This window comes from Paraburkholderia sp. J11-2 (assembly GCF_905220185.1).
GTDB lineage: Bacteria > Pseudomonadota > Gammaproteobacteria > Burkholderiales > Burkholderiaceae > Paraburkholderia.
In genome coordinates this window covers 20,724-47,080 of record NZ_CAJMYY010000008.1, presented here as the reverse complement: position 1 = coordinate 47,080, position 26,357 = coordinate 20,724, and the positions used below count along the sequence as shown (strand labels likewise).

Sequence of the window (26,357 nt, the reverse complement as noted above, 5' to 3'; positions counted from 1 at the left end):
AATGCAATACGAAACGCTCACCGTAGACATCGTCGGGCACGTGGCGACTGTCACGCTCAATCGCCCGGACGTGCGTAACGCGTTCAACGAGACGATGATCGCGGACGTCACGGCGGCATTCACGGCGCTCGGCGCTCACGACAACGTGCGCGCGATCGTGCTCGCCGGCAATGGCAAGGCCTTTTGCGCAGGCGCGGACCTGAACTGGATGCGCAAGATGGCCGGCTATTCCGACGAGGAGAATCGCGCCGACGCCATGCGTCTCGCGCAAATGCTCTCGGCGGTCTATCGCTGCCCGAAGCCGGTCGTCGCACGCGTGCATGGCGACGCCTATGCGGGCGGCATGGGCCTCGTTTGCGCGGCGGATATCGTCGTAGCCGTGGAAACCGCACACTTCTGCCTTTCCGAAGCGCGCCTCGGCCTCATGCCCGCCACGATCGCGCCTTACGTGATCCGCGCGCTTGGCGAGCAGGCATCGCGCCGCTACTTCGTCACCGCCGAAGCCTTCGACTGCGCCATCGCGCAGCGGCTTGGCCTCGTGAGCGAAGCCGTGAGTGCGCAAGCACTCGACGCGACCGTGCAACGCATTACCGAAACGCTTTGCACGAACAGCCCGAACGCCGTGCGCGAGTGCAAGCAGCTCGTGCAGGACGTCGCGGGCCAAACGATCGACAACGCGTTGATCGAAGACACCGCCGTTCGTATCGCGCGTATTCGCGCGAGCGAGGAGGGGCGCGACGGCGTCTCGTCGTTCCTTGAAAAGCGCACGCCGCGCTGGCGCGATCAATAAGGCAAGAAGCAGGAAACGAAGCGAGGACAGCACATGTTCAACAAAATCCTGATCGCCAACCGCGGCGAGATCGCATGCCGGGTTGCGGCTACGTGCAGGCGGCTCGGCGTGAAGAGCGTGGCCGTGTACTCGGACGCCGACGCGAACGCCAAGCACGTCGCGGCCTGCGACGAAGCCGTGCATATCGGCGAAGCGGCCGCCGCGCAAAGCTATCTGCGCTTTGAGCGCATTATCGAAGCCGCACGCGCCACGGGCGCTCAGGCCATTCACCCCGGCTATGGCTTTCTTTCGGAGAACGAAGACTTTGCCCGCGCATGCGAAGCGGCGGGCATCGCCTTTATCGGGCCGCCGGTCGAGGCAATCGCCGCCATGGGCTCGAAGGCGGCCGCGAAGGCGCTGATGCATGCGGCGGCCGTGCCGCTCGTGCCGGGCTATCACGGCGACGACCAGGACCCCGCGCTCCTGCAGCGCGAGGCGGATGCAATGGGCTACCCCGTGCTGCTCAAAGCAAGCGCGGGCGGCGGCGGCAAGGGCATGCGCGTGGTCGAGCGCAGCGAGGACTTCGCGGCGGCGCTCGCTTCGTGCAAGCGCGAGGCGGCAAGCAGCTTCGGCAACGATCGCGTGTTGATCGAGAAGTACCTCACGCGGCCGCGCCACGTTGAAGTACAAGTGTTCGCCGACAAGCACGGCGGCGCGGTCTACCTGTTCGATCGCGACTGCTCGGTGCAGCGCCGTCACCAGAAAGTGCTCGAAGAGGCGCCCGCGCCGGGCCTGGCCGACAACGTGCGCCGCGCCATGGGCGAGGCGGCCGTGGCCGCGGCGCGTGCGGTCCATTACGAGGGTGCGGGCACCGTCGAATTCATCATGACGGGCGCCGACTTCTACTTCATGGAGATGAACACGCGCCTGCAGGTCGAGCACCCCGTGACGGAAATGATCACGGGCCTCGACCTCGTCGAATGGCAATTGCGCGTGGCCGCGGGCGAGCCGCTGCCGCTCGGGCAGTCGCAGCTTTCGATCACGGGCCATGCACTCGAAGCGCGCATTTACGCGGAAAACCCGGCGCGCGGCTTCCTGCCCTCCACAGGCACGCTCAAGCATCTGCGCATGCCCGAGGGCGTTGAGTTCCGGCTCGGCGACGCGGGTCAGCGCGCGAGCGTGCGCATCGACAGCGGCGTGCGTGAGGGCGACATCATTACGCCGTTCTACGATCCGATGATCGCCAAGCTGATCGTGCACGGCGCGACGCGCGAGGACGCGCTGGCGCGCATGGAGCGTGCTCTCGAAGCGTGCGAGGTGGTGGGGCCGCATACGAACGTCGAGTTTCTGCACCGGCTCGTGACCTGTGAGCCGTTTGCGAGCGCCGATCTCGACACGGGCCTGATCGAGCGCAACCACGACGCCTTGTTCTCGCCGCAGCAGAAGCCGGTTCGCGAAGCGCTTGCGCTCGCGTGCGCGGCGCTGCTTGGCCGCGAGGGTGGGCTGACGACGGGCACGTCGCCGTGGCAGTCGCTTTCGCATTGGCGCTTGAATAGCGGCTTTTCGCAATCGCTTGCTTGGCGCGACGTCGAAAGCGACACGGCGTTCGCCGTGGCGCATACGCATGACGGCAGCGAACAGACGCTAGCCTATGCGGGCCACGCGACGCGTTACACATGGTGGCGCGGCGACGGCGCGGACGAATACGGCGCGACCATCGGCGACAAGCACGTAAAGGGTCGCGTATTCATCGACGGCGACGTGTTTCATGTGTTCTGCCTCGGCACGGCAATGGCGTTCGAGTGGCAGAACCTGCTCGCGCACGCCGCCGACGCGGAGCACGGGGAGGGCCGCCTGACCGCGCCCATGCCGGGCAAGGTGATCGCCGTGCTGGTGGAGCCGGGCGCCGTGGTCGAAAAAGGCACGCCGCTCATCGTCATGGAAGCGATGAAGATGGAGCACACGATCGGCGCACCGGCGGCTGGTAAGGTGACCGAAGTTTTGTACGGCGTAGGCGACCAGGTGGCGGACGGTGCGCAATTGCTCGTGCTCGAAGCCGCTTGACGATGCTTGATGAGAGTTGACTGGCTGGGCCAATGAGTTCTTTCCGGTTTCCCTGTAGCCGGAGAACGACGTGAGAGTTTTACCCTGGGGCGCTCTGTTATAGCGGAGCGCCCTTTTTTTCGCTTGCGGCCAGGAACCGCTCAGCGTTGCTTCGCATGCGCCGCAAGCAGTTCCCGATGCCGCGTTTCGGTGTCGTCGTCGGCTGGGAACATGCATTCAAGGCGCAATTCCTGAGCGGCGACGTTTTGCGGCGCGCCCACGCTTGTCACCATCGAAAAATAGCGAAGCACGCTGCCGTTGCTGATGAAACTCAGTGGAATGACTGGCATGCCAGGCGTGCTGCTCGATCCGTGATGCGCTTTCCAGTCGCCCGGCACGCCGGGATATGCAAGCAATTCATCGAGAAGCATACGGGTTTCGTCGTCGATCACGCGGCCGACCGCTTCGCGATAGACACGCTGCAACAGGCTTCGCGAAACGTTCTCCCAGTCGGCAAGGAAGGGGCGTAGGCCCTGAGGATCGAACATCAAATGCAGCATGTTGCGCCGGCCCGTGCGCGCCGCCATGTCGATGAAGTGGCCGAAGAAGCGCGGCGCGGCGTCGTTGGTCATCAGCACGTTCCAGTGCCGGTCCATGACGATGGCCGGAAACGGATCGTGCTGGCGAATCACGCGCTCCAACGCCCGCACGACGTGCTGCATTTCCTGTGCGTTCCAGGGCGCTTCCGAATAAACGGGCGCGTAGCCGGCGGCGAGCAGCAGGGCGTTGCGCTCGCGCAGCGGCACATCGAGTGTCTGTGCCAGGGCAAGCAGCGTGTCACGGCCCGGCACGCTGCGCCCGCTTTCGATAAAGCTGATCTGCCGCTGGGAGATTCCCGCATCCAGTGACAGATCGAGTTGACTCACGCCACGCGCATCCCGCCAATAGCGCAGCAGGGTGCCGAGTTCGCTTTGCGTCGCGTGTGGGACGGCTCGCGTGGCGTTCATCAGTTCTCCATAGTTGAAGTGAACCACGATAGCGGACTCACGCCGCGTTCGCACGCCAGGCAAATGGCTCGAACTGCGCTTCGAGCGCCGGGTGTGTCACGCTCGCGACGTAGTTCGTGATGGCCGATGCGGCGACCACCGCGATGACCTCCAACGTCTGCTCGGCGCTGAACCCTGCATCGAGAAAGCGCTGCTGGTCTTCGCCGGAGATACGGCCGCGCTTTTCGATCAGCGTGCGCGCAAGCGTCGACAAGGCAGCGAGTTGCGCGTCGGCCGGCGGGCGGCCGTGGCGCATCGCTTCGACGTCGGCGCGACTGACGCCTTCCGTCAAGGCTAGCGCCGTGTGAAACGCAACGGGCCATTCGGCTGCATTCGTGACCGCATTGGTCAGCAGCAGTGTCTGGATCTGCGGCTCGCTCAGGCTGCTCGAGTGGACACGCTGGAACACGCTGAAAAAGCCGCCGATCAGCACCGGCGAGTTGGCCATCTTCGCCGCGATGTTCGGGATCATGCCGAACGTCTGCTGCAGTTGCTGGAGCACGGGCTGCGATTGCGCGGGTGCGGACTCGATCGTGTGTTGAGGATAGGTGGACATGCTGACTCCTGGGTGTTGGGCGTCACCCGATTGGCGACGCGACAGCCGAAGAGTAGAAGCGACGGCGCGCCGCGCCAATTACATGCCATGTAATAGCGGCGCTGCAGTGAATCGCGAACTTTGGCGTGCAGGGCGTGGCCGCGTTTTCGAGCGCGCATTTTTCAGGAAAACAGTGCGATCATGTGTGCAGGCTTTTCGGCAGACCTTTCAGGTCGAACTCTGGGACGCCTGCTGCCGAGCCGACTCCCCACTCGGGGAGATGCGGGGTCGGAGTGCAAATCTTCTGCAACCCACCATGGCCATACCACCGCTCTACCAGACAGGTGAGGTCATCATGCTTGGTGTTCGTAAAGCTGTGTTCCCGGTGGCGGGAATCGATATGAGCTTTCTGCCGGCAACGAAGGCGAGCCCGAAGGAAATGCTGCCCGTTATCGACAAACCGCTCATTCAATACGCTGTTGAAGAAGCAATAGCCGCAGGCATTACGGAACTGATATTCGTCACGGGCCGCGGTAAGCGTGTCATCGAGGATCATTTCGACAAGTCCTACGAGGTCGAACATCGGCTGAGGGCGCGAGGCAAGCAAAATCTCGTCGAGCTCGTGCAGGACATCAAGCCGGCCAACGTCGAGTGCATCTACGTTCGGCAAGCCGAGCCGCTTGGTCTTGGCCACGCCATACTCTGCGCAGAAAAGCTCATTGGCGACGAGCCGTTTGCAATCGTGCTCGCTGACGATCTGCTCGATGGAACGCCCCCGGTTCTCGCGCAGATGGTGCATATATTCAGCCACTACGATTCCTCGGTTCTCGCCGTCGAGGAATTCGATTCGCGAGAGTCCACGACGCACGGCGTGATCGATGGCCGCCATTGGGACGAACGCGTGATCAGCGTCAGCCGCATCATCGAGAAGCCTTCGCCCGAACTGGCGCCGTCGAGCTTCGGCGTTGCCGGACGCTATGTGCTCATGCCAAGCATCTTCGCGCATTTGCGTTCGGTGAAGCCCGACTTGAATGGCGAGATCCAACTCACGCCCGCCATCCATTCAATGCGCGAGGGGGAGCAGGTGCTGGCCTACGAGTTCGTTGGCAAGCGCTATGACTGCGGCACCAAGCTCGGCTATGTTCAGGCGACGGTTGATTTCGCCCTGCGGCATGCGGAGTTGCACGAGACCTTCGACGCATGGCTGCGTGAGCGCGTTGGCGCGTTGCAACTGGGTGCGTGGGCACCGGTTCCGATGCTCAACCAGCTGGCTCCGGGCGTGCAGGAACTCGCGCACTGAAGTCATGCCAGGTTGCATAGGAGAATTGAACGATCCGTGCGAACGTGCAGGCTCCATTGCAGGGTTTCATGCTATCTGGATGAAACCCGATGATTCCGCCCTTTTTCAAAGGTGATGCGAGGAAAGGAAAGGTAAGAAACGTTGCAAGGTTCCGCCCGCCCCGCTGCTTTAAAATCGCGGCATGAACCCCAGCGTCCTCATTGTCGACGACGATCCCGTCGTGCGCGACCTGCTGAGCCGTTTTCTGCGCTCGCATAACTTCGATACGGCCGTGCTGCACGACGGCGTCCACCTCCAGCGCCGCCTCGAGCGCGAACGTCCGTCCATCGTGGTGCTGGACATCATGATGCCCGAGACCGACGGCCTCGAGGCCATCGCCGCTCTGCGCGCGGCCGGCGACGACATTCCCGTGATTTTCGTTACGGCGCGCGGCGCGGTGAGCGATCGCATTCGCGGGCTTTCGCTGGGCGCGGACGACTATTTGCCAAAGCCTTTCGATCCGCACGAACTGCTCGTGCGCATTCAGAACATTCTGCGCCGGCGCGGCCCGTCCACCGCGAGCGCGCCGGAAGCGCGCCGGCGCTACCGGTTCGGCGACTTCGAACTCGATTTCACGATGCGCACGCTCTCCTGCGGCGACACGCAAATCCCCTTGCGGGAAAGCGAATTCGCGCTGCTGAAGGTATTCGCCACGCATCCCTACAAAGTGCTTTCGCGCACGCTGATCCACGATATCGTGCACCGCGACGAGCGCGAGTTTCACGAACGCAGCCTCGACGTGCCGATCTGGCGCCTGCGCCGCGTGATCGAGGCCGATCCGTCCAATCCGCGCCACATTCAAACGGTGCGCGGCAAGGGCTATGTATTCGTGCCGGATCCCGCGAATTATTCGGAGGCGCACGGCGCAGCAATTCAGTGAGAAGTCCGTTGAATACGCTGTTCGGGCGCATGGCGTTGCTCTCGACGGCGGTTTTGCTTTCCATGCAGCTTGGCTGGTTTTTGCTGCTTGCCCGCCAGCCGCCGCGCCATGAAGTCGACGGTTTCGCACGCGGCGTGCTGCTCGCGCTGCGCGTGGCCAGCGAGGAGCACGTCGGTGGCGGCACAGTGCCGCCACCCGTGCATCTTGGCGGCTCTCTCGAGCCGCCGAAGGACGGCGACCTGAGCGCCGTGCTGCGCGTGCACCGCGTGCCGGTGTGGAACGTGCCCAAGGACGTTCACTTGCACGAACCGACGCGCCGGCCGCTAGTCGACTTGACGCGCCATCTACGCGAGCAATTGCCGCCCGGCACGCAGTTCGCCGTGGACGATGGGCGGCCGCCGCAACTATGGGTACGCTTTCCGGGCAGCACGACCTGGGTCGTCGTGCCCGTCGATATTCCGCCGCCGCCGCGCTTTGTCATCGAAGGAATCTCGATGCTGCTGGCAGCGCTTACGCTGTCCTTCCTCGCTGCCTGGCAGATCCAGAAACCGCTTGCGAGTCTCGCGCAGGCGGCGCGCCGGTTCGGCACGGGTGAGCGCATTGCGCCGCTCGAAGGCAAGGGGCCACGCGAACTGCGCGATGTGAGCACGTCGTTCAACGACATGATGCGCTGTGTGAACGAGGCCGAAGACGACCGCGTGGTGATGCTGAGCGGCATTGCGCATGATCTGAAGACCCCGCTTACCCGGCTGAAACTGCGTGCGACGCTGATGGCCGAGGAGTCGGAGCGCAATGGCATGCTGCGCGACGTCGACTCGCTCACCCACATCGTCCAGCAGTTTCTGGAGTTCGCGCAACAGTCGCCCGACGCGGGCAGGCTGCTGAGCGTCGATGGCTTTCTGCAAAGCCAGTTTGGCAATCCTGACGAAATCGAGGGCGGCAACGGACCGCTATTCGTGCTCGATTTGCGCGCGGGCCCCCGGTTCAAGCTGCCGCAGGTGACGTTGGACCGGCTCGTCACGAATCTGGTCGACAACGCGCTTGAGTATGGCGCACCGCCGGTCGAAATTTCGACGGCGATCGAAAACGGATCGTGCTGGATAAGCGTGCGCGATCACGGCGCAGGTATCGAGCCCGAGCGGATTCCGGCGGCCATGAGGCCGTTCGTACGTCTGAGTGCGGCGCGTGGCGGCGAAGGCCATTGCGGTCTCGGGCTGGCCATCGTCGCGCGGCTCGCGCGCGACTGCGGCGGCCATTGCGACGTCGAGAACCATCCCGAAGGCGGCCTGCTCGTGCAGCTCAGCTTTCCCGTCACCCACACCTGACACGCCCACACGAAAAAAGCGCGCCGAGCCCTCGCGGACCGGCGCGCAAACAAACGTACCAACGCTTGAAAAGCGGGCGCTTGTGGACGGATTGGGTCAGGCCGTCGTGCTCACGAACAGGCCGCTCGCGGCGCCCGAGCCCTGCTGTTGCAGGTTGCTGGCGAGCGTCGTGAGGAATTGCTGAAGCTCGGACGTCGTGTCGCTTGTGGAACTGCTCGACGATGCGCCCATGGCCGTCAAGAGGTTCTGGAAGTCGGACGTCAGTTCGCTGTCCGAACTGCTGCCGCTCGATGTGCTGCTTGACGCGCTCGAATCGGAGGACGTGCTGCTCGAAGCCGAGGAAGCCGAAGTAAGCGACTGCGCGAGGTTCGAGATTGCCGAGGCCAGATCGTTACCGTAGCCGCCCGCCGACGAGGGCGGCGGAGGCGGCAGCGGAGGCATCATCGCGGCTGCGCTGCTCGTATCGCTCGACGTGGACGACGTGCTGGAACTCGAAGAACTCGAAGCCGCGCTCGTCGCAGACGCAGCGCTTGCCGACGAAACCGTGCTGCTGTCGTCCGTGCCCGTCACGGTGGCGCCGCTTTGTTGCGCGGCCGCCTGGAACAGCGCGCCGAGGAATTGCTGAAGCGCGGCGGCCAGTGCATCGGGCGAAGTGGCCGACGTGCTCGACGTCGAAGCGGTGGCGCTCGACGACGAATCTGAACTGCTGGTGCTAGCGGAAGCACTGGCCGTGCTGTTGGTCGTGAAGCCGAGCGATGAGAGCGCCGAGGCGATGGCGGCAACGAGCGGATTGACGTTGTTAGAGTCCGACGAGGCGTCCGAGGACATTTGCATGCCCGGCGTCTGGCTGGTGCTTGTGGTTTGTCCGTCTGCCTGGTAAGCCGCCCAGGTGGAATACAGCGAGTTTGAGTTGGATAACGCGCTTATCGACATGTTTAACCCCCCGGTAAATGTGCGATATGGTCGATGCTCGACCGAGATGGCTGGTCAGGCCACTCAGTTGGCGCAATCGTATGTCGCCTTTCGCCGCAGGGGGCGGCTTTGTAATTGGAGGAAAGAGTTCTGGTAAGAATCTCGCGCAATCCTTACCTTACCTTTCCTTGGCGGCAATCAGGCCGCTTCGTCGCGCACCGGCGGCGCAAAACGCAGCGCCACAGCAATGCGGTTCCACGCATTGATATTCGCCACGGCGGCGGTCAAGAACGCCATCTGTTCGCCGGGAAATTGTCGCGCGACTTCTTCGTAAAGTGCATCGCTCACGCCTTCATGGAGCTTCGCGCTCAGCGCCTCGGTGTAGGCCAGCGCGGCGCGCTCGCGCTCGCTGAAGCATTCCGGCGCCTCGTGCCATGCGGCCACGAGATCGAGCTTGACGCGCGGCACGGCATTTTCGCGCGCAATGTTGAGGTGATACTGAATGCAGAAGGCACAGCCGTTGATTTGCGAGGCGCGGATTTTCAGCAACTCGGTGAGCGGCTTTTCGAGCCCGGAAGCATCGACCGCCTTGCTCATGGCGGAGAGCGCGGTGGCCACGGGAGCGGCGTCGCGCACGAAAGCTTCATAAGCAATACGGGTGGAAGCGCTGGACATGACTGGACCTCGCGAAGTTTGACAGTTAATATCAGAGCACGAACATCATATTCGAACTCTGACATTATGCGCAAGACTGCGAAGAAAGACCCGGCTATGAAGAGGGGCGAGCCCGTGAGCGCCATTCCGGAGGTCGGTGAGGGCAAGCGCGGCGAGGCGGGCTATTTCGGCTACCTGCTGCGCCAGGCGGGTGCGGCGCACCGTTTGCGCATGGAACGCGCGCTCGACGATATCGGCATTACGCCGCCGCAGTTCGTCGTGCTGACGCTGCTGGTCGCGTACCCCGGCATTTCGGGCGCCGATCTCGCGAGGCTCGCGGCGCTCACGCCGCAAACGGTGAGTGTGATCGTCGCGAATCTCGAACGCGGCGGCGCAATCGTGCGTCGGCCGCACGCGGTGCATGGGCGCATTCAGCAGATCGACGTGACCGACGAGGGCGAGGCGCTGCTCAAGCAGTGCCGCTCGCGTGTGAAGAAGCTGGAGGCGCGCATGGCCGCGGGCTTCACGGCCGAAGAAGAGCAGGTGATACGGCGCTGGTTAGTGAGCGTCGCGCGCGAGGACGACGCCGGCTAAGTGTTACTGCGAGGCGCTTTTCTCCTGCGCGAGACTGCACGAATGGTCGAGCAGGCCTTCCGCCGTTCCTGTTCCGCCATCGACATCGAGCCCGCTGTTCACGACGAGCCAGCCGTTGCGCTGCGCATCGGGGCCTGCGCCCGTCACGAGTATCGTCTGCACGGCCATGGTCTGTTTCGGGCTGAGATCGCGCTCGACTACGCGGAACGGGTTGTTACGGTCCGAGAGGCTCGTCACGCGCGTAACACGGTAGCGCGAGCCGTCGAGCGTCGTCCAGCGCCATGTGCCCGGCGCGATGTCGCCATACGGCGCGAGCGCTTTCGTAATGTCGGGGCGCATGCAATCGACGTGAATGTGCAGTTGATTCTGCGTGCGGCGCTCCGAGGAGTTGATCTCCAGGCCGAGCTGGTTGCCGGCGAGCGGCATGCCGAGTTTCGCTTCCACAAAGCGTCCGGCTCCCCATGCGCCTACCCAGTATTCCGGCGCGCCGCCGTAAAGAATCTCCGGGCTTTCGATGCCGGCCAAGCGGTCAGTGGGAATCACGAGATATTGCGCGCGGCCTGCGATGTCCTTGAGCACGGCATAGCGTTTCTGGAAGTCGACGGTGGTGCAGGGGCCGGGCTGGCCCTTGTCGCGCATGTTCGGCACGCACTGGCCGCCCACGACTTTCCAGAGACCGTTGGAGTCGACCGCGGAGAGGCGTACGCAGGCGCCCGTGGCGGCGAGCGCAACGACTGCCGCCGTGGCCGCGGCAAGGCGGGACATCCGTATGAAAGGGGCAAGGCGCAGGGATCGCATTGGCACGAAGGGTCTGGATTCATTCGATCAAACGCGCCGCGGTGCGAGCCTGCTCACGTCGCGGCGCGACGCAGCGCGCAGTGTAGCGCAATGCCCGTGACAGTCACGAGGCTCGCGGCGACGAGCAGCGCGATCACTGAGTTTTGCGCAACGAATCCGGTGTTCATACGACGTGCCTCGCGATCCAACACGTGAGGAACGACGCCACAAAGGCCACGACGAACTCGCCAGGTTGCGTCGTCGCCTCAAATTTCAGGCGCAGGCAGCGTCCCCAGAATCGCTTCGAACGCGAGACCGATCGCGAGCAGCCTGCGGTCGCCGCCAGCCGGTCCGTCGAGTTCGAGACCGACTGGCAAGCGCGCATCGATTAGGCCCGCCGGGAGCGCGAGGCCCGGAATGCCGGCGTTGCTCGCGGGATCGGTGTTGCGCAGGTACGCCTCCAGTTCGTCGATCGGCGCCGCGCCGTCGATCGACACGCGAGACGAACCGTTCAGCTCGTCGATCGGCACGGCGGCGAGCCGCGTCGTGGGAAAGAGCAGCGCGTCGAGGCCGCTTGCGGAGAAGGTCTGTGCATAGAGCTGCTGCAGGCGCGGCCGCCACACGGTCATCGCGCCGTGGTAGTCGCCGCCGCGCGCGTCGGCGAGCACGGCGTCGTAGGCCGCGCGCACGTCGGGGCTCGCAATACGCGCGGCGACCTCGGCCACGGTTTGCGCGGGCGCGTGGTTCGCAACGAGCCACGCGGCGAGATCGTCGATGGGCTCGTGCAGCGCGATCGCGTAGCTCACGCGGTCGTTCAGCGCGAGCAGCTCGCGCATTTCGACAGGCACGAGCGTGACGCCCGCAGCTTCGAGCTTCGCGAGCGCTACGCGCGCCACATCTTCGAGCGCGGTTTCGAGGCCTTCCCATAGCGGCGCGGGCAGGCCAACACGCAGATTCGGCACGGCGGCAGGCGAGAGCGGACCGTGCCCCGTGATCACGGCGTCGAGCAGCGCGACATCGGCTACGGTGCGTCCCATCGGCCCGACCGTGTCGCGCGTATGGCTGATCGGCACGACGGCTTGCGGGTCGTGATAGCGGCGTTGCGTGCCGCCGTCGCCCACGCTCGGGCGCAAACCGACGATGCCGCACAGCGCGGCGGGAATGCGCGTGGAGCCGCCCGTGTCAGTGCCCAGTCCCGCGGGCACGATGCGCGCCGCGATGGCGGCCGCCGTGCCGCCTGACGAGCCGCCAGGAATTCGTTCGGGATCCCAGGGGTTGCGCACGGGCCCGGCATGCGGCGCGAGATTCGTGCTGGTGATGCCGAACGCAAGCTCGTGCATGTTGGCTTTGCCGAGCACGATTGCGCCGGCGTCGACGAGGCGCTGCACCGATGGCGCGTGACGCGCGGGCAGGAAGCCTTCGAGCGCGGGCGTGCCCGCAGAGGTTTGCAGACCGCGCGTATTGATGTTGTCCTTCACGGCCACGGGCAGCCCCGCAAGCGGCAGACGCGCACGCTCGCCTGGCGCTAGCGCGTCGATACGTTGTGCGGCGGCGAGCGCGCCTTCCACGTCGAGCACGGTGAACGCGTTGAGGTTGGAGAGCGCTTGTGCGCGCGCGAGCAACGTGGCGACGTAGTCGGCGGCCTTCAGTTGTCCTGCGTGGATGGCCTCGACGGCTTGCGTCGCGCTCAGTTCCAGTTGCTGGTCGACAGTCCAGGTCATGCGGCGTTCTCCTCGTGCGGCCATGTGGCCATGCACACAGCGCGTGAGACGTTGTGGCGCTACTTCTTCAGCAAGCGTAGCGCGAAGCGTGCGAGCGTGGGCACGAGCGTTGGCCGCAACAGGCGCGCGTCGTAGCCGCTCATGCGCGCGTCGTTTTCCTCGAGGCAGAGTTCGATCATTTCGCGCGGTTCGAGCGAGTCGCCCAGCACCTCGCGGTTCGCGGGCAGGAAATTCGAGTCGCGCGCGTTGCCGCTGGCGTCGATACCTCGAGCGATAGCGAGCCGCTCCCACACCAGCATGAACCAGATAGCGGCTACGCGCACGGAGTGCCACGGCCTGCGCCACCAGGGCATGGTCTTGCGGTACCACGCTACCCAGTTCACGAAGAAGAGGATATGACGCGCCTCTTCCTGGATCACGGGCTCGAAGGTTTCGACGAGGTCTGCCGGAAAAAAGCCCGAGCGCTGCGCCGAGCGAAACAGGCCGAACGCGAAGAAGCTGTCGATGCACTCGCTATAGCCGGTGAACATCCACGCCCATTCCGCTTTTTTGGGCGGCGGGTACGCGGGTTCCGGCGCAAGTTCGATGCCATAGGCCTGCACGAGGTGCGAGAGCACGACCTTGTGGCGCGCCTCTTCGGCGGCGTCCATTTCGATCGCTTCGCGCAGCAGCGGGTCGTTCAGGGTTTGCGCGTAAGTCTTCACGCGAATCGAGGCGCGGCCCTCGGTTTGCACCGCGATGTCCCAGATCGGCAGCGACGTGAGCCTCCCGAGCGCGTCGGGTTCGAGCTTGGGCCAGTCGAGCACGGCGGGCCGATAAGGATCGTGGGTGTCGAGCAGCATCCGGCAGAACATCTTGCGGTGTTCGTCCGATCCGATTTTGATGGGCCCTGGCGTGGCGTGAGTCCAGTGCCGCAACGCGGCGTCCTGCTCGGAGATGAAGGCTGCGCCTTCGTCCGGATGCGTCAGGGTTTCGGACATGGGCATCGAAATTTGAACGGGGTATGACTCCTATTCTGTCACAACCGTAAGGAAGCAGGCGCGCTCACGCGCAGTGGCGCTGCTGGTCGATCCACATGCGCGCCCAGCGGCAGGCATAGGCGAGCGCGTGTCTTTCTTCGAAGAAGTAATCGAGTGCGTCGAACGAATACTGCGCGCCCGGCTGCGTGCCAATGGTGAGATTGGCGGCGAAAAGGCCGTTCGGGAGTTGCTGCGCGCTGGGGGCGACGACGTAGCCTTTGTAGCGTAGTGGAGTGTTCATGGCCGCGCTTCCTGCTGATCGACTGCTGATTTGCTCGGGTTCTCTTCCTGGGTGGCGCGTGTATTTGCAGCCACTCGCTGTGCCGACACGGACCAGCGTACGAGCCGCCGCGTGTCGATGGAACCAATCATTCGTCGCAAGCAAATCAAGTGCGGCCTGGGACGGTCAGCAGAATGATCCGGATGAGGCGAGGGGTGAATCCGGCTTCAATGTGGACCGGACGAAATGCGCAGTCTGTGGGATGGCGCACGCGATGCGCACCACGCGACATGCGCAATGTGGGTTAGGGAACGTTTCCCGTCCCGCGCGCGCAGCGGCGCGCGGGTGGGCAGGCCGCAGAGCCCGGTTAGTGCGTCAGCTAGCGTTTCAGACAGTGCTTCAGACAGTGCTTCAGACAGCGAGGCTCAGGCGCTTTTCGGTGCGCGCAGCGTTGGCGGCCTGTGTGCTCCCAACGCCGTTCACGGCGCCCGCAACCGGCGCCGCGTGCTGGACCTGAGTGCCGAACGCGAGCGCGAACTGCGCCGCCTGACGGCCGACCGTCGCGAGCTGTTCGGCGACCTTCGCGTCGGAGCACTGCTGTGCACTCTCGAAGCGCGTCTCGAGCGTGTTGATGCCTGCGCCGAACGGCGTGGGCCAGCCGCGCAGCGCGTGCACGATCGAGCGCAGCGAGGTCAGCACGGAACCCGCGGCCTGCCAGCCATAGGCCGTGACGATGCAGCCCACGGCACGGCCGTCCAGGTACGGGCGATGGTCGGCACGCAGTTCTTCGAGCGTGTCGAGTGCGTTCTTCACGAGCCCGGAAACGCCGCCGTGATAGCCCGGCGTCGCGATAATGACGGCGTCGGCGGCGCGCACGGCTTCGATCAGCTCGAGCTGGGCGTCGGTGCGAGTGGGGTCTTCGGGCGCATAGTGCGGCAGCGTGTGCAGGAACGTGCCGCCGAACAATTGCGTGCGCGCGCCGGCTTCTTCGGCGCCGCGCAGCGCGAAAGCAAGCGCGCGCTCGGTCGACGAAGCGGCGCGGGTGGTGCCGCCAATGCCCACGACGAGCGGGCGGCGTTGCGAATCGGAAAGGCTCAAGGGGACTCCCTCAAATGCGATGAGGCCTGGCTCGCGCGTGATCGGGCAACGCGGCCACGAAACCTGGAAAGGGTCATCTTAGAGAGCGCGCCGCGCGGCGCGAAACGACTTTTTGTTCTAACCATATGCCGGCAGCGCTACGTTGCGCTGCGCCATGCGGCCCGAAATGCATATGCCAAACCATTGGTTGGACGCGCGGCGGGCCATGGCTAAGATGAACCCGTCTCCTCCATGACATCTCCTTGACATGGGATTCGGCCCCGCACTTCTCCGGTGACGGGGCTGTTTTTTTTCTGGAGTCGGGAAGGAGTGGCGCTTCGAGGGGTTCGAGGCCGGGATCGCGGCAGATTCGCGCCGCGCTGAATGTCGTGCTATGTGCTGCTCGGTGTGCTGCTCAATACGGCCGGGCGCCAGATCAAACCGTGAGCACGTTGCCGTCGGGGCCGATTTGCGGCGGAATTTCCGGCAAGGTTCCGTTGCCAGGCGCGGTGCGCGCGGGCGCACCCGGCGTGGCCGGCAGCGTGGGCGCGGGCTCGCGCACAGCCGGTTCGGCGACCTTGCGTGTGGTGAGCTTGTCGGCGGAGGCGAGTTTGTGCTTCGTGCCGTGATGCGCCTTCTTGCCGGCATTGGCCGCATGCGCCGAGGGCGTGCGCGCTTCCGGCGGATTCCAGATCTCGATGTAGTGTTCCCCGGCGAGCGCGGTGGACGCGAGGACGCCCAGCAAGGTCCCCGTGATGAAGAATCGCACGTCGTGTTCTCCGTTTCGATGTACAGGCCGGGGCCGCGCCATGCAGCAAGGTGCGATGGGGCGGCGCAAACTGGTACGGCGCCGGTACGGCGACCGGGCGGCACGAACGGCCGGCTGCCACGCACTGTACATTCATACAGGCGCTTATGCAAACGTTTCACGACGTGCCGCGGGCGATCTGTTGCATGGGCGCGCCGCAGCCCGGCGGGGCGCCCATGCGGGCTTGTGCCGGTGCTGAATCTGAGGTGTGCGCTCGGCTCAGGCGTCGAGTGCGGCCCGGTTTTGGGCAACTGCGCCGTCCGCCGTCGATGCAGGCGCGGCCGGGCCGTGAGCGCCGAGCCAGCGCCCGTAGCTGCGCGGCGAGAACGCGAGCGTGAGCACGATCATTGCGCTGATCGATACAGCGAGCATGATCCACGCGCCCGAAAAGCCGCCCGTGAGGTCGCGCACGCGCCCGGCCACGATGGGGGCGAGCGCGGCGATCACGAAGCCCAGACCCTGAACGAAGGCAACGAGTCGCGCGGCCACGCGATGGTCGGCCGAATGGTCGAGGGCGGTGACGAGCGTGACCGAGAACACGCCGCCGAGCCCCGCGCCGGCCGCCGCGACCCACAACAGCGGCGCGGCCTCGGGCCACGCGGCGAGGCCGATCACGCCGAACAGTTGGGCGCACAGCCCCAGAACGAGCCACGGTCGCCGGTCCGTGAACGCTGCTGCGGCAAGCGGCAGGAGCAGCGCGCTGGCGGCCTGGAACACGGTCATCGCGGCGAGCAGCGAGCCGCTCGCTTCCACGCTCGCGCCGTGCTGCTGATAGTAGGCGGGCAGCCACGCGACGAGACTCGTGTAGCCGCCGTTGACGAGCCCGAAATGCAGTCCGAGCGTCCACGCCCGGCGCTTGCGCCAGACCGGCACCGTTGCCGCTTTGACATGCTCCGACGAGGGCGCAGCGGCCTGCTGTGCGCGGCGGTCGCCGCCGCTCCCGCTGTTCAGCGTCCACCAGGTCGCGAGCGCGGTCAGCGCGGGCAGAGACCACACGGCGAGCCCCGCATGCCACGAGCCGCTGATGCGCGCGACGAGCGGGCTCAGGCTCGCGCCGAGCCCGCCGCCGCCCATGATCGACGCCGAGAACAGGCCCATTGCGAGCGGCACCCGCGCGGCGAAGCGTTGCTTCATGACGGCGGGCAGCAGCGCCTGGATGGCCGCAACGCCCGCACCGGCTGCCGCCGCCGTGAGCATGAGCGCGCCGCCGCTGGCGGCGAACGCGCGGGCCGCGCATGCCGCGGCGATCGCCACGAGCCCGAGTGCGACGCCGCGCGTCTCGCCAAGCCGGCGCGCGAGCAGGCTGGCGCCGAACGCACCGAGCCCCATCGCGACGACGGGCAGGCTCGTGAGTAGCGAAGCGCCGAAGAAACTCAGGCCGGTGTCGTGGCGAATGGTCGTCATGAGCGGGCTGATCGAGGTGAGCAGCGGCCGCAGATTCAGGCCGATGGCGACGATCGCGGCATACCACGCAAGCACGCTGGCCGACTCGCCGGACGGCGTCTGGGGACGAATGGAGCGGTTTTGAGGGTTCAATGCGGTCAACCTTTTTACTACCGTATGGTTGACCATTATACAAAAAAATTGTCAACAATCTGCCGATGCTGGCTATCTCCGGCATGGGGGATCGAGTATGGGAGCGGGTCTGTATCGCCGCGTCATCCCGCTCGCTACAATGCGACCTGACCCAGCTGCCTGACCTACATAGCGCGCGTTTTTCATGGCCCAATCCTCCCGCCTCGCTTCGCCCCGCGACACCGACGAACCGTCCGACGTCGAAGCGCATGTCTACGCGTCGATTTCTTCCGCGCTGCTGGAGGGCAAGCTCGCGCCGGGCCAGCAACTGGTGGAGCGCGAACTCGCGGCGGCGTTCGGCTGCACGCGCGGTGCGCTGCGCAAGGTGTTGGCGCGCCTTGGCTACGAGGGCAAGCTCGTGCTCGAACCCAATCGCGGCGCATTCGTTCCGTCGCCTTCGGAGGACGACATCCGCGCCGTGTACCGCGCGCGCCAGGTGGCCGAAGCGGGCGTGATGGTGAGTTTGTGCGGCAAGCTCGACGCCGCGATGCGGCGCAAGCTCGCGGCCCATGTGCGCAGTGAGAAAAAGGCGTTGCGCGAGGCACGCGTGGACGACGCGGTGCGCCTCGCGGGGCGGTTTCATCTGCTGCTGACCGAGCAGGCGGGCGGCGCCGCGCTCGTGGATGCGCTGGCGCAACTGGTCGCGAAAACGGAACTCTACAAGGCGTTGTTCGATCCGTCGAAGGCGTCGATGTGTGCGCCCGACGAGCACGCACAGATCATCGAAGCGCTCGAAGCGGGAGACCTGGCAGCGGCGCTCGCCACGATGCGCGCGCATCTGGCCGAGCTGGAAGAGCGGGTGGTGCAGCAGGCGCGCGTGCGCGCCGGGCGCGATCTCAAGGCGGTATTCGCCGATCTCGCAAACGGTTGAGCCTTCAGGGTAAGCGTCAGCCTCAGCCTCCGCCTACGCGCCGGCGCAGTTCCTTCGAAGCCGCGAGCGGAATGCGCGCGTCGTCCCATGTGGCGAGCCATTCGACCTCTTTCGCGGCGAACACCTGGCCGTGATTGCGCAGCGCGTACTGCAATGAATCGATGACGTGATTGCGGATGATTTCGGGCGTATGCGGGTCGTCGAGGACGATGCGCAACGCTTCGAGCGTGGCCATTGTGCGGCTCCGGCGAATGTGGCAACCGCAACGTTATCTCACGACAAAAATGCACGCCAAAAAAAGCGCTTGCCGGGCGGCAAAAAAGGCCCGGCAAGCGCGCCTCAGTGCCGCGTGCGCTTGAAGATCTCATACTCCTCCGCGAAAGCCCGCGCAACGGCGGGCCGCTCGCGCACGCGTTGCGCATAGGTCGCAATGGCCGGCCATTGCGACACATCGATGCCCACGTACGGCGCCCAGTTCAGCACGGTCACGAGATAGGCGTCCGCCACGCTGAAGGCGTCGAGCAGGAACGTGCGCGATTCGAGGTGATGCGCGAGCAGGTCGAAGCGGCGAGCGATCTTGCCGCGCGCATAGTCCTTGACGGCTTCGTCCACGTCCTTGGCGAGCAGCGGCACGAACACGGCCTTATGCAACTCGGTACCGATAAAGCCCAGCCAGTGATGCAGATGCGCGCGCTCGCGTGTGCCCGCTGGCGGGGCGAGCCGCGCCTCGGGAAAGCGGTCGGCCACCCACGGCAGCACTGCCGAGTTTTCGGTGAGTGTCCAGCCGTCGTCCTCGCGCAGCACCGGCACCTGTCCGAGTGGGTTGACGGCGAAGAAGTCACCGCCTTCGGCGAGCTGCTTCGTGAGCGTATCGACCTGAACGTAGTGTGCTTGTGCGCCTGCCTCGTAGAGCGCGATGCGCGTGGCGAGCGAGCACGCCAGCGGGGCGAAATACAGATCCATCGTCATCCTCCCTTGCGGTTTTTTCGGGTTCTGTGAGTTTTGTACTATAGTGAACAAAAATCGACGATCCAATATTTCTATGCAATCCAGTACAAAAAAGGATAGCCGCCCGCGTGGACGCCCGCGCGCCTACGATCCGGAGGAGGCGCTTGCCCGCGTGCGTGATACGTTCTGGCGCAATGGCTACACAGGCACATCGCTCGACGACCTGAGCGAGGCGACCGGCATGAACCGGCCGAGCCTGTATGGCGCGTTCGGCGACAAGCACGCGCTCTATCTGCAAACCCTGGAGCGCTACGTGGAGGCGGGGCGCGTGGCGATGGAGTCCGCGCTCGACAGCGCGTTGCCGCTGCGCGAGGCGCTGATGCGCGTATTCGACGGCGCGCTCGGCTGGTATTTGCCGGCGCACGACGCGGCGCGCGGCTGCCTGCTGATCGGCACGGCGGCGGTGGAAGCCGTCAACGACGACGCGGTACGCGAGCGTCTTGCCGCGGGCTTGCGCACATTCGACAAGGCCTTCGAGCGGCGCCTGCGCGCAGCGCTCGCGCAAGGCGAGCTACAGCCCAGTGCCAGCGCGCCGATGCTTGCGCGTCTCGCGTCGGCGGTATTGCACAGCATGGCGCTGCGCGCGCGGGCCGGCGATTCGCGGGCCTCGCTTCGCGCCATGGCAGTGGCGGGCGTTGCGCTGATCTGCGGCGAAGCGCCCGCAGCGATCGATGCGACCGCTGCGCGCGCGGCGCGGCGGCGCACGAAGTGATATCACGCTGAGCGCCGTTTGACGGCGCCTGCGGCACGGGTCCGTACGCCGCTTTCCCTTGTTACACTGGCACGGTCGCGCAGGGACGGCTTGCGCACTCGAAGAGGGGAAGACGATGGTGCGCTACAGGCACTACAAGGGTGGCATTTACGAACTGGTATGCGAGGCGACGCTCGAATCGGATCCTTCCGTCACGATGGTCGTGTATCGCGCGGCGAACGGTACGATCTGGACGCGACCCGCAACGGTGTTCTTCGAACTCGTCGAGCACGAAGGCGGGCTTGTACCGCGCTTTGCGCCCGTCAACTGATTCTTTCCAGACTCGTCTTTTTCCACGCTTAAGAGGTTTTGCCGAATGCGTTTACTGATTGCGCTGATCCTGCCCTGGCTCCTGTTCTTCACCATTGGGCGTCCGATTGCGGGCATCGTCTGCCTGATCCTGCAGATCACGTTGATCGGCTGGATTCCCGCTGCGATCTGGGCCGTGTACTCGCTCAGCCAGTACAAGACAGACCGGAAAATAGAGGACGCACTCGGCCGCCGCGGCTAAATTTCGCACTCAGCGCCTATGCGCCGTGCAGCGGCGCGTTGCCGGTTACAACGGTAATCCATGCTCACAATTCAATAAGAACTTAATGCTGTTTTTTCTTTCTTACAAATAGAAAGGAGGATCAGCAATGTTCAAGTTCGTTCTCACAGCAGGGGCCATCGCGCTCCTTGCCGGGTGTGCGGTTGCCCCCGGCTACGACTACGGCTACGGCGGCTATGGCCAGCCGTACTCCACCGGGTATTACAGCGGCTACGCGCCGGGCTATGCGCCGGCATATGGCAGCGTCAATATCGGCGTCTGGGGCGGTGGCGGCGGTCGCGATTATCACGGCGGCGGCGGTGGCTGGCACGGTGGTGGTCCGGGTGGTCCTGGTGGTCACGGCGGCGGACACGGTGCACCCTGGGGCCCGCCGCCCGGTGGTGGTCATGGAGGCGGCCCCGGCGGCGGCCATGGCGGCGGAGGCCACGGCGGAGGTGGTGGCGGTCACGGCGGCGGCGGTCCGGGCGGCGGCCGGTGACGCAGGCTTGCCGCTCGCACAGGCGGATTCCAGGGCGCCGCCATGATCCGCCCCGAGCAGGAAACCGCTTTCAAAACGCATCAGGCCCGCCACTCTCACGAGGGCGGGCCTGATGCTTTGCACGGGAACCCGGCGTCACAGCCGGGGTTGCCGCGAAACTTACTGGCTCGACTGCGACGTACCGCTCGTCGAAGGGCCGTACGCCGTCGCGCGCTGTGCCGCGACCTTGGCTTCGGCAGCCTGAATGTTTTCCGGGTAGTGCATCCAGTCGCTCGGATCGTAGCCGGCGGCGCGCAGTTGCGCGAGATCGGCGCGAACCTCGGCGCGGGTCACGGGTTGTTGCTCGGTTTGTGCCTGCGCGAATGCGGCAGCGGGCACGGCGACGATGGCGGCAAGCACGGCTGCCTTAAGAAACGACTTCATGACTGACCTCCGATATCTTTTGTGAGGAGCCATCGCATCGGCGCGGCCCATGTCGACAATGTATGCGGGCTGAGGGTCAGGGTAAATACTTAGAAGACGAATTCAGTGTTCTCCTCGCGACAACAATCGGGTTCGAAATCTTCAGAAGTATTGCGCCATGCGCGCGCAATCGGCCGAGCAGGCCGCAGACTAGCTGGCCCTAAAACCTTACCGATTATTGCGAAATCTGTAATTCCAATTCGCCTGAAACAGTCTGTATCCGGCGGGGCCGCTTGCCTAGAATCCACTCACAGCCAGCCGTTGCGGCGATTGCAGCGAGCCGGCCGAGCACGACACGATGTGCACCGTCATTGCGCATCGACGTTAAAAAATTTCGGAGGTTGTGATCATGAAGTCGCTTCTCAAGGCTGTTGCGCTTACCGTAGCTCTCGCTGCTCCGCTGGCCGCTTTCGCCCAGGCCGATCAAGGTCTGACCCGGGAGCAAGTGCGCGAGCAACTCGTCGAATTCCAGCAAACGAGCCGCAACCAGGGCGCAGTGGCCGCCCAGGCAACCGCGCCGGTCGCACAGACCGATGGCTCGTTCGGCGGCGTGAGTACGTCGTCGGCAGCGGGTGCCCGCTATGTGTCGGAAGCGGCGCGCACGGGTCCGCAATCGGTGTACTTCGGCGGTCAGTAAGTCCGTCGGCAGTCAGCAGATAAAAAACGGCCCGCGAGTTTGCTTCGCGGGCCGTTTCGCATTTGCGCTCCCCGTTCACTGCCGCTACATCTCTTCTGCCTCCGGCACGTCGAGCACGAGATCCGTGCGCGCGACGGCCACGCAGGTCAGCACATAGCCCTCGGCTTTTTCTTCGCGGCTCAATCCGGGCCACTCGATCGTGAAGCTCACTTCGCCGCTCACCACGCGGCACAGGCAGGCGCGGCAGGTGCCGTTGCGGCACATGCGCGGCAAGCGGATGCCTTCGAACGCCGCCGCTTCGAGCAAACTCAGTTCGGGTGGCGCTTCGAAGCTGCGCCCGAGCGGCTCCACGCGAACGACGGGCACGCGTGGCGGCCCGTCCTGCAAGCCTTCGTGGCTCGTGTCGTTCATGAAATCGATACCCCCAGCAGCCGCCCCGCGCCTGCGGTGAACGCCGCCGCGGCGAGCCCGATCACGATCTGCCGCAGCGCCGAGAACGTTGCGCTGCGCCCGTTGAACAGCGACGTGAACACGCCGACCAGGGCAAGCCCGCAGGCGCTCAGCGCGACCGACTGCGCGATGGCCGTCACGCCGTGCGCCCACAGGAACGGGGCCGTCGGAAACGCCGCGCCGAGCGAAAAGAGGCAAAACGATACAGCGGCGGCCGACCACGGATTGCCGCCCAGTTCCTTCGGGTCGATGCCCAGTTCCTCGCGCGCGAGCGTATTGAGCGCCTCGTCCTTGTTGCGCATGATCTGGGCGGCCACGCGGCGTGCTTCTTCGGGTTCGACACCCTTCGCCTCATAGATGAGCGCAAGCTCGTGGCGCTCGGCGTCGGGCGTATGTTCGAGCTCGTCGGCTTCCTTCGCGAGTTGCGTGCGCGCCAGCTCGCGCGCGTTGGTCACCGAGAGCCATTCGCCGAGCGCCATGGAGCAGGCGCCGGCCACGAGGCCCGCGAGCCCCGTGAGCAAGATCGTGCGATTGGCGCTGCCCGCGCCCGCCACACCCATGATCAGGCAGAAGTTCGAGACGAGCCCGTCGTTCGCACCGAGGACCGCGGCACGCAGGTCGTTGCCCGACGTCGCGCTCTTGTGCCACGACTCGGCCGCGCCGATCGTCTCGCCATGGCCGTGTTCCGGTTCGCGCTTTTTTGCGACGATCGCCTGCACGATGGCGGCGTGCTGCTGTTCCTGCGCGGAAAGCGTCTCGGCGCCGGGTTCGTGCGCGTAGCGGTCGCGGTCGGCGTATTCGGCGGCGGCGACCGTGGGCAGCACGAGCGAAGGACCAAAGGTGCGCGTGAGCGCTTGCAGCAGGCGAGTTTTTGCGCTGCGCCGGTGCGGCCGGGGTGTGACGCCGTTAGCCGCGAGCTTGTCGCGCCAGACGCTCGCGTGCTCGCGCTCGGACGCGGCGAGTTCGGCGAAGATGCGGCGGCGTTCTTCGTCCTTCTCTACTGCGGATAGCGTGTCGTAGACGGCCGCGCTGTCGAGTTCGTCGGCGAGATTGCGCCGGAAGCGGTTGATTTCCTGAGCGGAGGCCATGGGGCGCGATGCGTAATGCGATCCACCAAGCTTACCCTGGCGCCGCTGCGGCCAGAAGCCGCGCTTCGAGCCGGTTTGACCTGTGTGCTCAGCGGCGCTGTCGCAAATGCCGATAGACCGTGTTGCGCGCGAGCCCAAGTTCGCGAGCCGCCGCCGAAACATTGCCGCTATGGCGCGCGAGGGTCTCTTCGATGAGCCTCGACTGCCAGACGGACAGGCGCGCGGGCCCGCGGTCTGTGTCGCTCGCCTCGCAATCGGCCGTGGCATCGCCGGACGGCTGCGCGCATTCGCTCGCGGGGTCGCAATCGTGCATGAGGTCTTCGGGCAGATGCTCCATGTCGATGGCGTCTTCGCCTTCGGCCATGATCGCCGCCGTGCGCAGCGTGCTGGCGAGCTGACGCAGATTGCCCGGCCAGCGGCAACGCGCAAAGCATGCCCGCACAGCCGGCGTGAGGTGCATGGGCGCGCCCGGCACCTCGCGCCGCACGATCTCGAGCATGCGGGCGACGAGCGCGTCGAGGTCGGTGCGCTCCGCGAGCGACGGCAGCGTGACGACGAGGCCGTTGATGCGGTAGTAGAGATCCTCGCGGAATGTCCCTTCGGCGATCATCGCGCGCAGATCGCGGTGCGTCGCGCAGACGATGCGCAAATCCACCGGCACCGCACGCGTACCGCCGAGCGGCACGACGGCGCGCTCCTGCAACACGCGCATGAGCCGTACCTGTTGCGCGAGCGGCATGTCGCCGATCTCGTCGAGAAAGAGCGTGCCGCCATGCGCCTGCGCGATCTTGCCGGCGCTGCCGCGGCGCTTCGCGCCCGTGAACGCGCCGTCCTCGTAGCCGAACAGTTCCGCTTCGATCAGCGTGTCGGGCAGCGCCGCGCAGTTGAGCGCGACGAACGGCCCGTCGCGGCGCGGCGAATCGCGATGCAGCGCCCGCGCGAGCCATTCCTTGCCGGTGCCGGTACGCCCGAGCACGAGCACGGCGATGTCGCGTCCGCGCACGCGCGCCACGCGCTGCAGCGCTGCGGCGAGCCGCTCGTCGCCCGTATCGAGTTCGGCGAGCGTGGGCTGCGGTGTCGTGTCGGCGTTGGGCGCTTTCGCCTGGGCGGGCGCAGGTGCGAATGGCGCGCGGGACGCTTCAGGCACGGCGCTTCGCGCAAGCGTCGCGACGCCCGACATGGCGGCGCCGGGCGTGGCGCGCGCGATCACGCGCACGCCGCTTGGCAGCGCGAGTGTGAGCGGGTCGCCGCTTGCGCGCATGACCTGCTGCATGAACGCCGCAAATGGCTGGCCGAAGAGCGCCGCGAACTCGCGCTGCTGCAGTTCGGCGAGCGGCGCGCCGAACTGGAACAGAGCGCTGCGGTTGGCGCACAGCAGCGTGCCGTCGGCTGAGAAGGCGGCCAATCCTTCGTACAGCGTACCAATGAACTCCGCGCGCGCATGAAACTGGAGCCGGATGGCATCGGCGAATTCAGTGTTGAACAGATGGTTCTCGATCATCTGCGCCGACATGCGCACGAGTGCGAGCGTGTGCTTGTGAAAGCCGCGCGACTCGCCGCTCACGTCGAGCGCGCCGAGCGTGCGCCCGTATGGATCTGCAATTGGCGCGCACGAGCAGGTGAGGATGTGATTGGCGCGCAGAAAGTGCTCGCCCGCATGCACCGTGGTCGGCTGGCCTTCGACGAGCGCCGTGCCGATCGCATTCGTGCCGCGATGCTGCTCGGCCCACGACACGCCGGGGCGCAGCGCCACGCGCTGCGCTTTCTCGACGAAGTCGCTGTCGGCAAAGCTGTGGAGGATCACGCCGTTGCGGTCGGTGAGCAGCACCATGCTCTGCGTATCGACGATCTGCGCGTGCAAGGCGTCCATCACGGGACGCGCCTGGTGATAGAGCGTGCGGTTCGTGTCGATCAGCTCGCGCAGGTCCGCGGCGGCCAGTGCGTCGAATTCGGGCGCTTCGGTGGCGCGCAGTCCGAGTGCGCGCGAGCGCGCGTGAGCCTGCGCGATGGCGTCCGCGCGGGCCGCGTCGTGCGGCGTGACGGGGCGTCGGGTCACTCGTGTCTCCAGTCGTTTTGGGCGCTACGCTGCGTCGCAGCATGACACATGCACGTCAACTGCGCGTGCGGCGCCTCTGGGGCAGTTCATGGTACAGGATCTGCGGCGGCTGCCAATCCGGGTTGCAGCCGGGTAGAAGCGGCGGCGCGCCAAAGCAACTGCGCCTTGAGTTTCCTCGCGTGAGTGCCATGATGAAGGTGAGGGCGCATTCGCGTCGCGTCCCCAGCGGCGGGCGTTTCCGGCCACTGCGGTTGGCAACCGCGCCGCCTGCTTCGTAGCGGAGTTCGTCATGGTGCACGGCGAATTGAGGATCGTGGTGGCGGTGCTTGCCACGTTCGTTGCGCTCTTTGGCCTCGGGTATGCGATCGATGGACTGATCTTCGACGAGAACAACGTCGTGCTGTCCGGAATGCTGACCGTGGCCCTTGGGATCGTCGCGTTCGTGGTGATGCTCACCTTGCACCCAAAAGACCTCGAACATCTCGATCAGCACCGGCATCGCGAATCCTGACGCGCCCGAGCGGCGCGCATGGTGCGATGCGGCAACCGGCGCAGCGCGTTGGCGCAGGGCCGGGAGGAGGATGTTTGTGCGCGCAACGGCAGCTGCGAATGCTGCATTTGCAAAACAGGGAGCAAAGCAAGGGGCAAACAAGGGCCACGCTGGCTATTTCAGGCGTGTGACAACGTCGACCTTGCGGGCGGCGGGAAGTCG

Annotated in this window: 30 protein-coding genes; 13 read left to right on the top strand and 17 right to left on the bottom strand. The window is 65.6% G+C overall.

Annotation, left to right across the window (positions count from 1 at the left end):
- Nucleotide 1 precedes the first annotated feature (1 nt).
- Nucleotides 2-790 carry an enoyl-CoA hydratase/isomerase family protein gene (locus tag U5A57_RS13025; RefSeq protein WP_321911413.1) on the top strand — a complete coding sequence of 263 codons (789 nt, stop codon included), beginning with the start codon at nucleotides 2-4 and terminating at the stop codon, nucleotides 788-790.
- A gap of 33 nt (nucleotides 791-823) precedes the next feature.
- Complete coding sequence (locus U5A57_RS13020; protein WP_321911412.1) at nucleotides 824-2,833, top strand: acetyl/propionyl/methylcrotonyl-CoA carboxylase subunit alpha; 2,010 nt, start codon at nucleotides 824-826, stop codon at nucleotides 2,831-2,833.
- A 140-nt stretch (nucleotides 2,834-2,973) separates the two neighbouring features.
- On the opposite strand, the gene U5A57_RS13015 is transcribed toward U5A57_RS13020, so the two are convergent.
- Together U5A57_RS13015 and U5A57_RS13010 are read right to left on the bottom strand one after the other, a co-directional pair.
- Complete coding sequence (locus tag U5A57_RS13015; RefSeq protein ID WP_321911411.1) at nucleotides 2,974-3,819, bottom strand: helix-turn-helix transcriptional regulator; 846 nt, start codon at nucleotides 3,817-3,819, stop codon at nucleotides 2,974-2,976.
- 37 nt (nucleotides 3,820-3,856) lie between these two features.
- Nucleotides 3,857-4,414 carry a carboxymuconolactone decarboxylase family protein gene (locus U5A57_RS13010; RefSeq protein ID WP_321911409.1) on the bottom strand — a complete coding sequence of 186 codons (558 nt, stop codon included), beginning with the start codon at nucleotides 4,412-4,414 and terminating at the stop codon, nucleotides 3,857-3,859.
- 334 nt (nucleotides 4,415-4,748) lie between these two features.
- On the opposite strand from U5A57_RS13010, the gene galU reads away from it, so the two are divergent.
- The 3 genes from galU to U5A57_RS12995 all read left to right on the top strand — a co-directional run bounded on the left by galU (nucleotide 4,749) and on the right by U5A57_RS12995 (nucleotide 7,937).
- On the top strand, nucleotides 4,749-5,693 hold the full coding sequence (gene galU / locus U5A57_RS13005) for a UTP--glucose-1-phosphate uridylyltransferase GalU (protein ID WP_321911768.1): 945 nt from the start codon (nucleotides 4,749-4,751) through the stop codon (nucleotides 5,691-5,693).
- A 181-nt stretch (nucleotides 5,694-5,874) separates the two neighbouring features.
- The gene (locus U5A57_RS13000; protein ID WP_028202613.1) at nucleotides 5,875-6,612 is read left to right on the top strand and encodes a response regulator; all 738 of its coding nucleotides are present in this window, start codon (nucleotides 5,875-5,877) and stop codon (nucleotides 6,610-6,612) included.
- On the top strand, nucleotides 6,609-7,937 hold the full coding sequence (locus tag U5A57_RS12995; RefSeq protein ID WP_321911406.1) for an ATP-binding protein: 1,329 nt from the start codon (nucleotides 6,609-6,611) through the stop codon (nucleotides 7,935-7,937). The genes U5A57_RS13000 and U5A57_RS12995 overlap by 4 nt, the downstream gene beginning before the upstream one ends.
- A 96-nt stretch (nucleotides 7,938-8,033) precedes the next feature.
- On the opposite strand, the gene U5A57_RS12990 is transcribed toward U5A57_RS12995, so the two are convergent.
- Together U5A57_RS12990 and U5A57_RS12985 are read right to left on the bottom strand one after the other, a co-directional pair.
- Entirely contained in the window at nucleotides 8,034-8,771 is a 738-nt protein-coding gene (locus U5A57_RS12990; protein ID WP_321911404.1) for a hypothetical protein, read from the bottom strand.
- A 276-nt stretch (nucleotides 8,772-9,047) separates the two neighbouring features.
- Entirely contained in the window at nucleotides 9,048-9,524 is a 477-nt protein-coding gene (locus U5A57_RS12985) for a carboxymuconolactone decarboxylase family protein (RefSeq protein WP_321911402.1), read from the bottom strand.
- 66 nt (nucleotides 9,525-9,590) lie between these two features.
- Between U5A57_RS12985 and U5A57_RS12980 the strand changes: the two genes are divergently transcribed.
- Nucleotides 9,591-10,097 carry a MarR family transcriptional regulator gene (locus tag U5A57_RS12980; protein WP_321911401.1) on the top strand — a complete coding sequence of 169 codons (507 nt, stop codon included), beginning with the start codon at nucleotides 9,591-9,593 and terminating at the stop codon, nucleotides 10,095-10,097.
- A 3-nt stretch (nucleotides 10,098-10,100) separates the two neighbouring features.
- Here U5A57_RS12980 and U5A57_RS12975 read toward each other — a convergent pair whose 3' ends face one another.
- The 7 genes from U5A57_RS12975 to U5A57_RS12945 form a co-directional block, all read right to left on the bottom strand.
- On the bottom strand, nucleotides 10,101-10,862 hold the full coding sequence (locus U5A57_RS12975) for a CDP-diacylglycerol diphosphatase (protein WP_321911399.1): 762 nt from the start codon (nucleotides 10,860-10,862) through the stop codon (nucleotides 10,101-10,103).
- 278 nt (nucleotides 10,863-11,140) lie between these two features.
- Nucleotides 11,141-12,595, bottom strand: a complete 1,455-nt coding sequence (gene iaaH / locus U5A57_RS12970) for an indoleacetamide hydrolase (protein ID WP_321911398.1) — start codon at nucleotides 12,593-12,595, stop codon at nucleotides 11,141-11,143.
- 59 nt (nucleotides 12,596-12,654) lie between these two features.
- Nucleotides 12,655-13,575, bottom strand: a complete 921-nt coding sequence (locus U5A57_RS12965) for a ferritin-like domain-containing protein (RefSeq protein ID WP_321911396.1) — start codon at nucleotides 13,573-13,575, stop codon at nucleotides 12,655-12,657.
- A 64-nt stretch (nucleotides 13,576-13,639) separates the two neighbouring features.
- On the bottom strand, nucleotides 13,640-13,855 hold the full coding sequence (locus U5A57_RS12960; protein WP_321911394.1) for a transcriptional regulator: 216 nt from the start codon (nucleotides 13,853-13,855) through the stop codon (nucleotides 13,640-13,642).
- 390 nt (nucleotides 13,856-14,245) lie between these two features.
- Nucleotides 14,246-14,932, bottom strand: a complete 687-nt coding sequence (locus U5A57_RS12955; RefSeq protein ID WP_321911392.1) for an NAD(P)H-dependent oxidoreductase — start codon at nucleotides 14,930-14,932, stop codon at nucleotides 14,246-14,248.
- 415 nt (nucleotides 14,933-15,347) lie between these two features.
- On the bottom strand, nucleotides 15,348-15,680 hold the full coding sequence (locus U5A57_RS12950; protein WP_321911390.1) for a hypothetical protein: 333 nt from the start codon (nucleotides 15,678-15,680) through the stop codon (nucleotides 15,348-15,350).
- 258 nt (nucleotides 15,681-15,938) lie between these two features.
- A complete protein-coding gene (locus U5A57_RS12945; protein ID WP_321911766.1) occupies nucleotides 15,939-17,234 on the bottom strand; it encodes a cyanate transporter in 1,296 nt (431 codons plus the stop codon).
- Between the two features lie 205 nt (nucleotides 17,235-17,439).
- Between U5A57_RS12945 and U5A57_RS12940 the strand changes: the two genes are divergently transcribed.
- On the top strand, nucleotides 17,440-18,165 hold the full coding sequence (locus U5A57_RS12940; RefSeq protein WP_321911389.1) for a GntR family transcriptional regulator: 726 nt from the start codon (nucleotides 17,440-17,442) through the stop codon (nucleotides 18,163-18,165).
- Between the two features lie 22 nt (nucleotides 18,166-18,187).
- Here the strand turns inward: U5A57_RS12940 and U5A57_RS12935 are convergent, their stop codons facing one another.
- Nucleotides 18,188-18,400 carry a hypothetical protein gene (locus U5A57_RS12935; protein WP_321911388.1) on the bottom strand — a complete coding sequence of 71 codons (213 nt, stop codon included), beginning with the start codon at nucleotides 18,398-18,400 and terminating at the stop codon, nucleotides 18,188-18,190.
- Nucleotides 18,401-18,504: 104 nt separating this feature from the next.
- Nucleotides 18,505-19,128: a glutathione binding-like protein gene (locus U5A57_RS12930; RefSeq protein ID WP_321911387.1), complete on the bottom strand. Its 624-nt coding sequence runs from the start codon at nucleotides 19,126-19,128 to the stop codon at nucleotides 18,505-18,507.
- Between the two features lie 79 nt (nucleotides 19,129-19,207).
- On the opposite strand from U5A57_RS12930, the gene U5A57_RS12925 reads away from it, so the two are divergent.
- From U5A57_RS12925 to U5A57_RS12910, 4 genes are all read left to right on the top strand, one after another.
- Nucleotides 19,208-19,885: a TetR/AcrR family transcriptional regulator gene (locus U5A57_RS12925; protein ID WP_321911385.1), complete on the top strand. Its 678-nt coding sequence runs from the start codon at nucleotides 19,208-19,210 to the stop codon at nucleotides 19,883-19,885.
- Nucleotides 19,886-20,000: 115 nt separating this feature from the next.
- Nucleotides 20,001-20,195 (top strand): DUF1653 domain-containing protein, encoded by a 195-nt coding sequence (locus tag U5A57_RS12920; protein WP_321911383.1) that lies wholly within the window; start codon nucleotides 20,001-20,003, stop codon nucleotides 20,193-20,195.
- 45 nt (nucleotides 20,196-20,240) lie between these two features.
- On the top strand, nucleotides 20,241-20,435 hold the full coding sequence (locus U5A57_RS12915; protein ID WP_028209664.1) for a YqaE/Pmp3 family membrane protein: 195 nt from the start codon (nucleotides 20,241-20,243) through the stop codon (nucleotides 20,433-20,435).
- A 127-nt stretch (nucleotides 20,436-20,562) separates the two neighbouring features.
- Entirely contained in the window at nucleotides 20,563-20,952 is a 390-nt protein-coding gene (locus U5A57_RS12910) for a hypothetical protein (protein WP_321911381.1), read from the top strand.
- 159 nt (nucleotides 20,953-21,111) lie between these two features.
- On the opposite strand, the gene U5A57_RS12905 is transcribed toward U5A57_RS12910, so the two are convergent.
- Entirely contained in the window at nucleotides 21,112-21,375 is a 264-nt protein-coding gene (locus U5A57_RS12905) for a DUF4148 domain-containing protein (protein ID WP_321911379.1), read from the bottom strand.
- A 388-nt stretch (nucleotides 21,376-21,763) separates the two neighbouring features.
- Here U5A57_RS12905 and U5A57_RS12900 point away from each other — a divergent pair, with 388 nt between their 5' ends.
- The gene (locus U5A57_RS12900) at nucleotides 21,764-22,051 is read left to right on the top strand and encodes a DUF4148 domain-containing protein (RefSeq protein WP_321911377.1); all 288 of its coding nucleotides are present in this window, start codon (nucleotides 21,764-21,766) and stop codon (nucleotides 22,049-22,051) included.
- Nucleotides 22,052-22,135: 84 nt separating this feature from the next.
- On the opposite strand, the gene U5A57_RS12895 is transcribed toward U5A57_RS12900, so the two are convergent.
- The 3 genes from U5A57_RS12895 to U5A57_RS12885 form a co-directional block, all read right to left on the bottom strand.
- Entirely contained in the window at nucleotides 22,136-22,462 is a 327-nt protein-coding gene (locus U5A57_RS12895) for a 2Fe-2S iron-sulfur cluster-binding protein (RefSeq protein ID WP_321911375.1), read from the bottom strand.
- Complete coding sequence (locus tag U5A57_RS12890; protein WP_321911374.1) at nucleotides 22,459-23,589, bottom strand: VIT1/CCC1 transporter family protein; 1,131 nt, start codon at nucleotides 23,587-23,589, stop codon at nucleotides 22,459-22,461. The genes U5A57_RS12895 and U5A57_RS12890 overlap by 4 nt, the downstream gene beginning before the upstream one ends.
- A gap of 88 nt (nucleotides 23,590-23,677) precedes the next feature.
- Nucleotides 23,678-25,645, bottom strand: coding sequence for a sigma-54-dependent Fis family transcriptional regulator (locus U5A57_RS12885; protein WP_321911373.1), 1,968 nt, complete (start codon nucleotides 25,643-25,645; stop codon nucleotides 23,678-23,680).
- A gap of 289 nt (nucleotides 25,646-25,934) precedes the next feature.
- Between U5A57_RS12885 and U5A57_RS12880 the strand changes: the two genes are divergently transcribed.
- Nucleotides 25,935-26,156 carry a DUF2964 family protein gene (locus tag U5A57_RS12880; RefSeq protein WP_158759257.1) on the top strand — a complete coding sequence of 74 codons (222 nt, stop codon included), beginning with the start codon at nucleotides 25,935-25,937 and terminating at the stop codon, nucleotides 26,154-26,156.
- Nucleotides 26,157-26,357 lie beyond the last annotated feature (201 nt).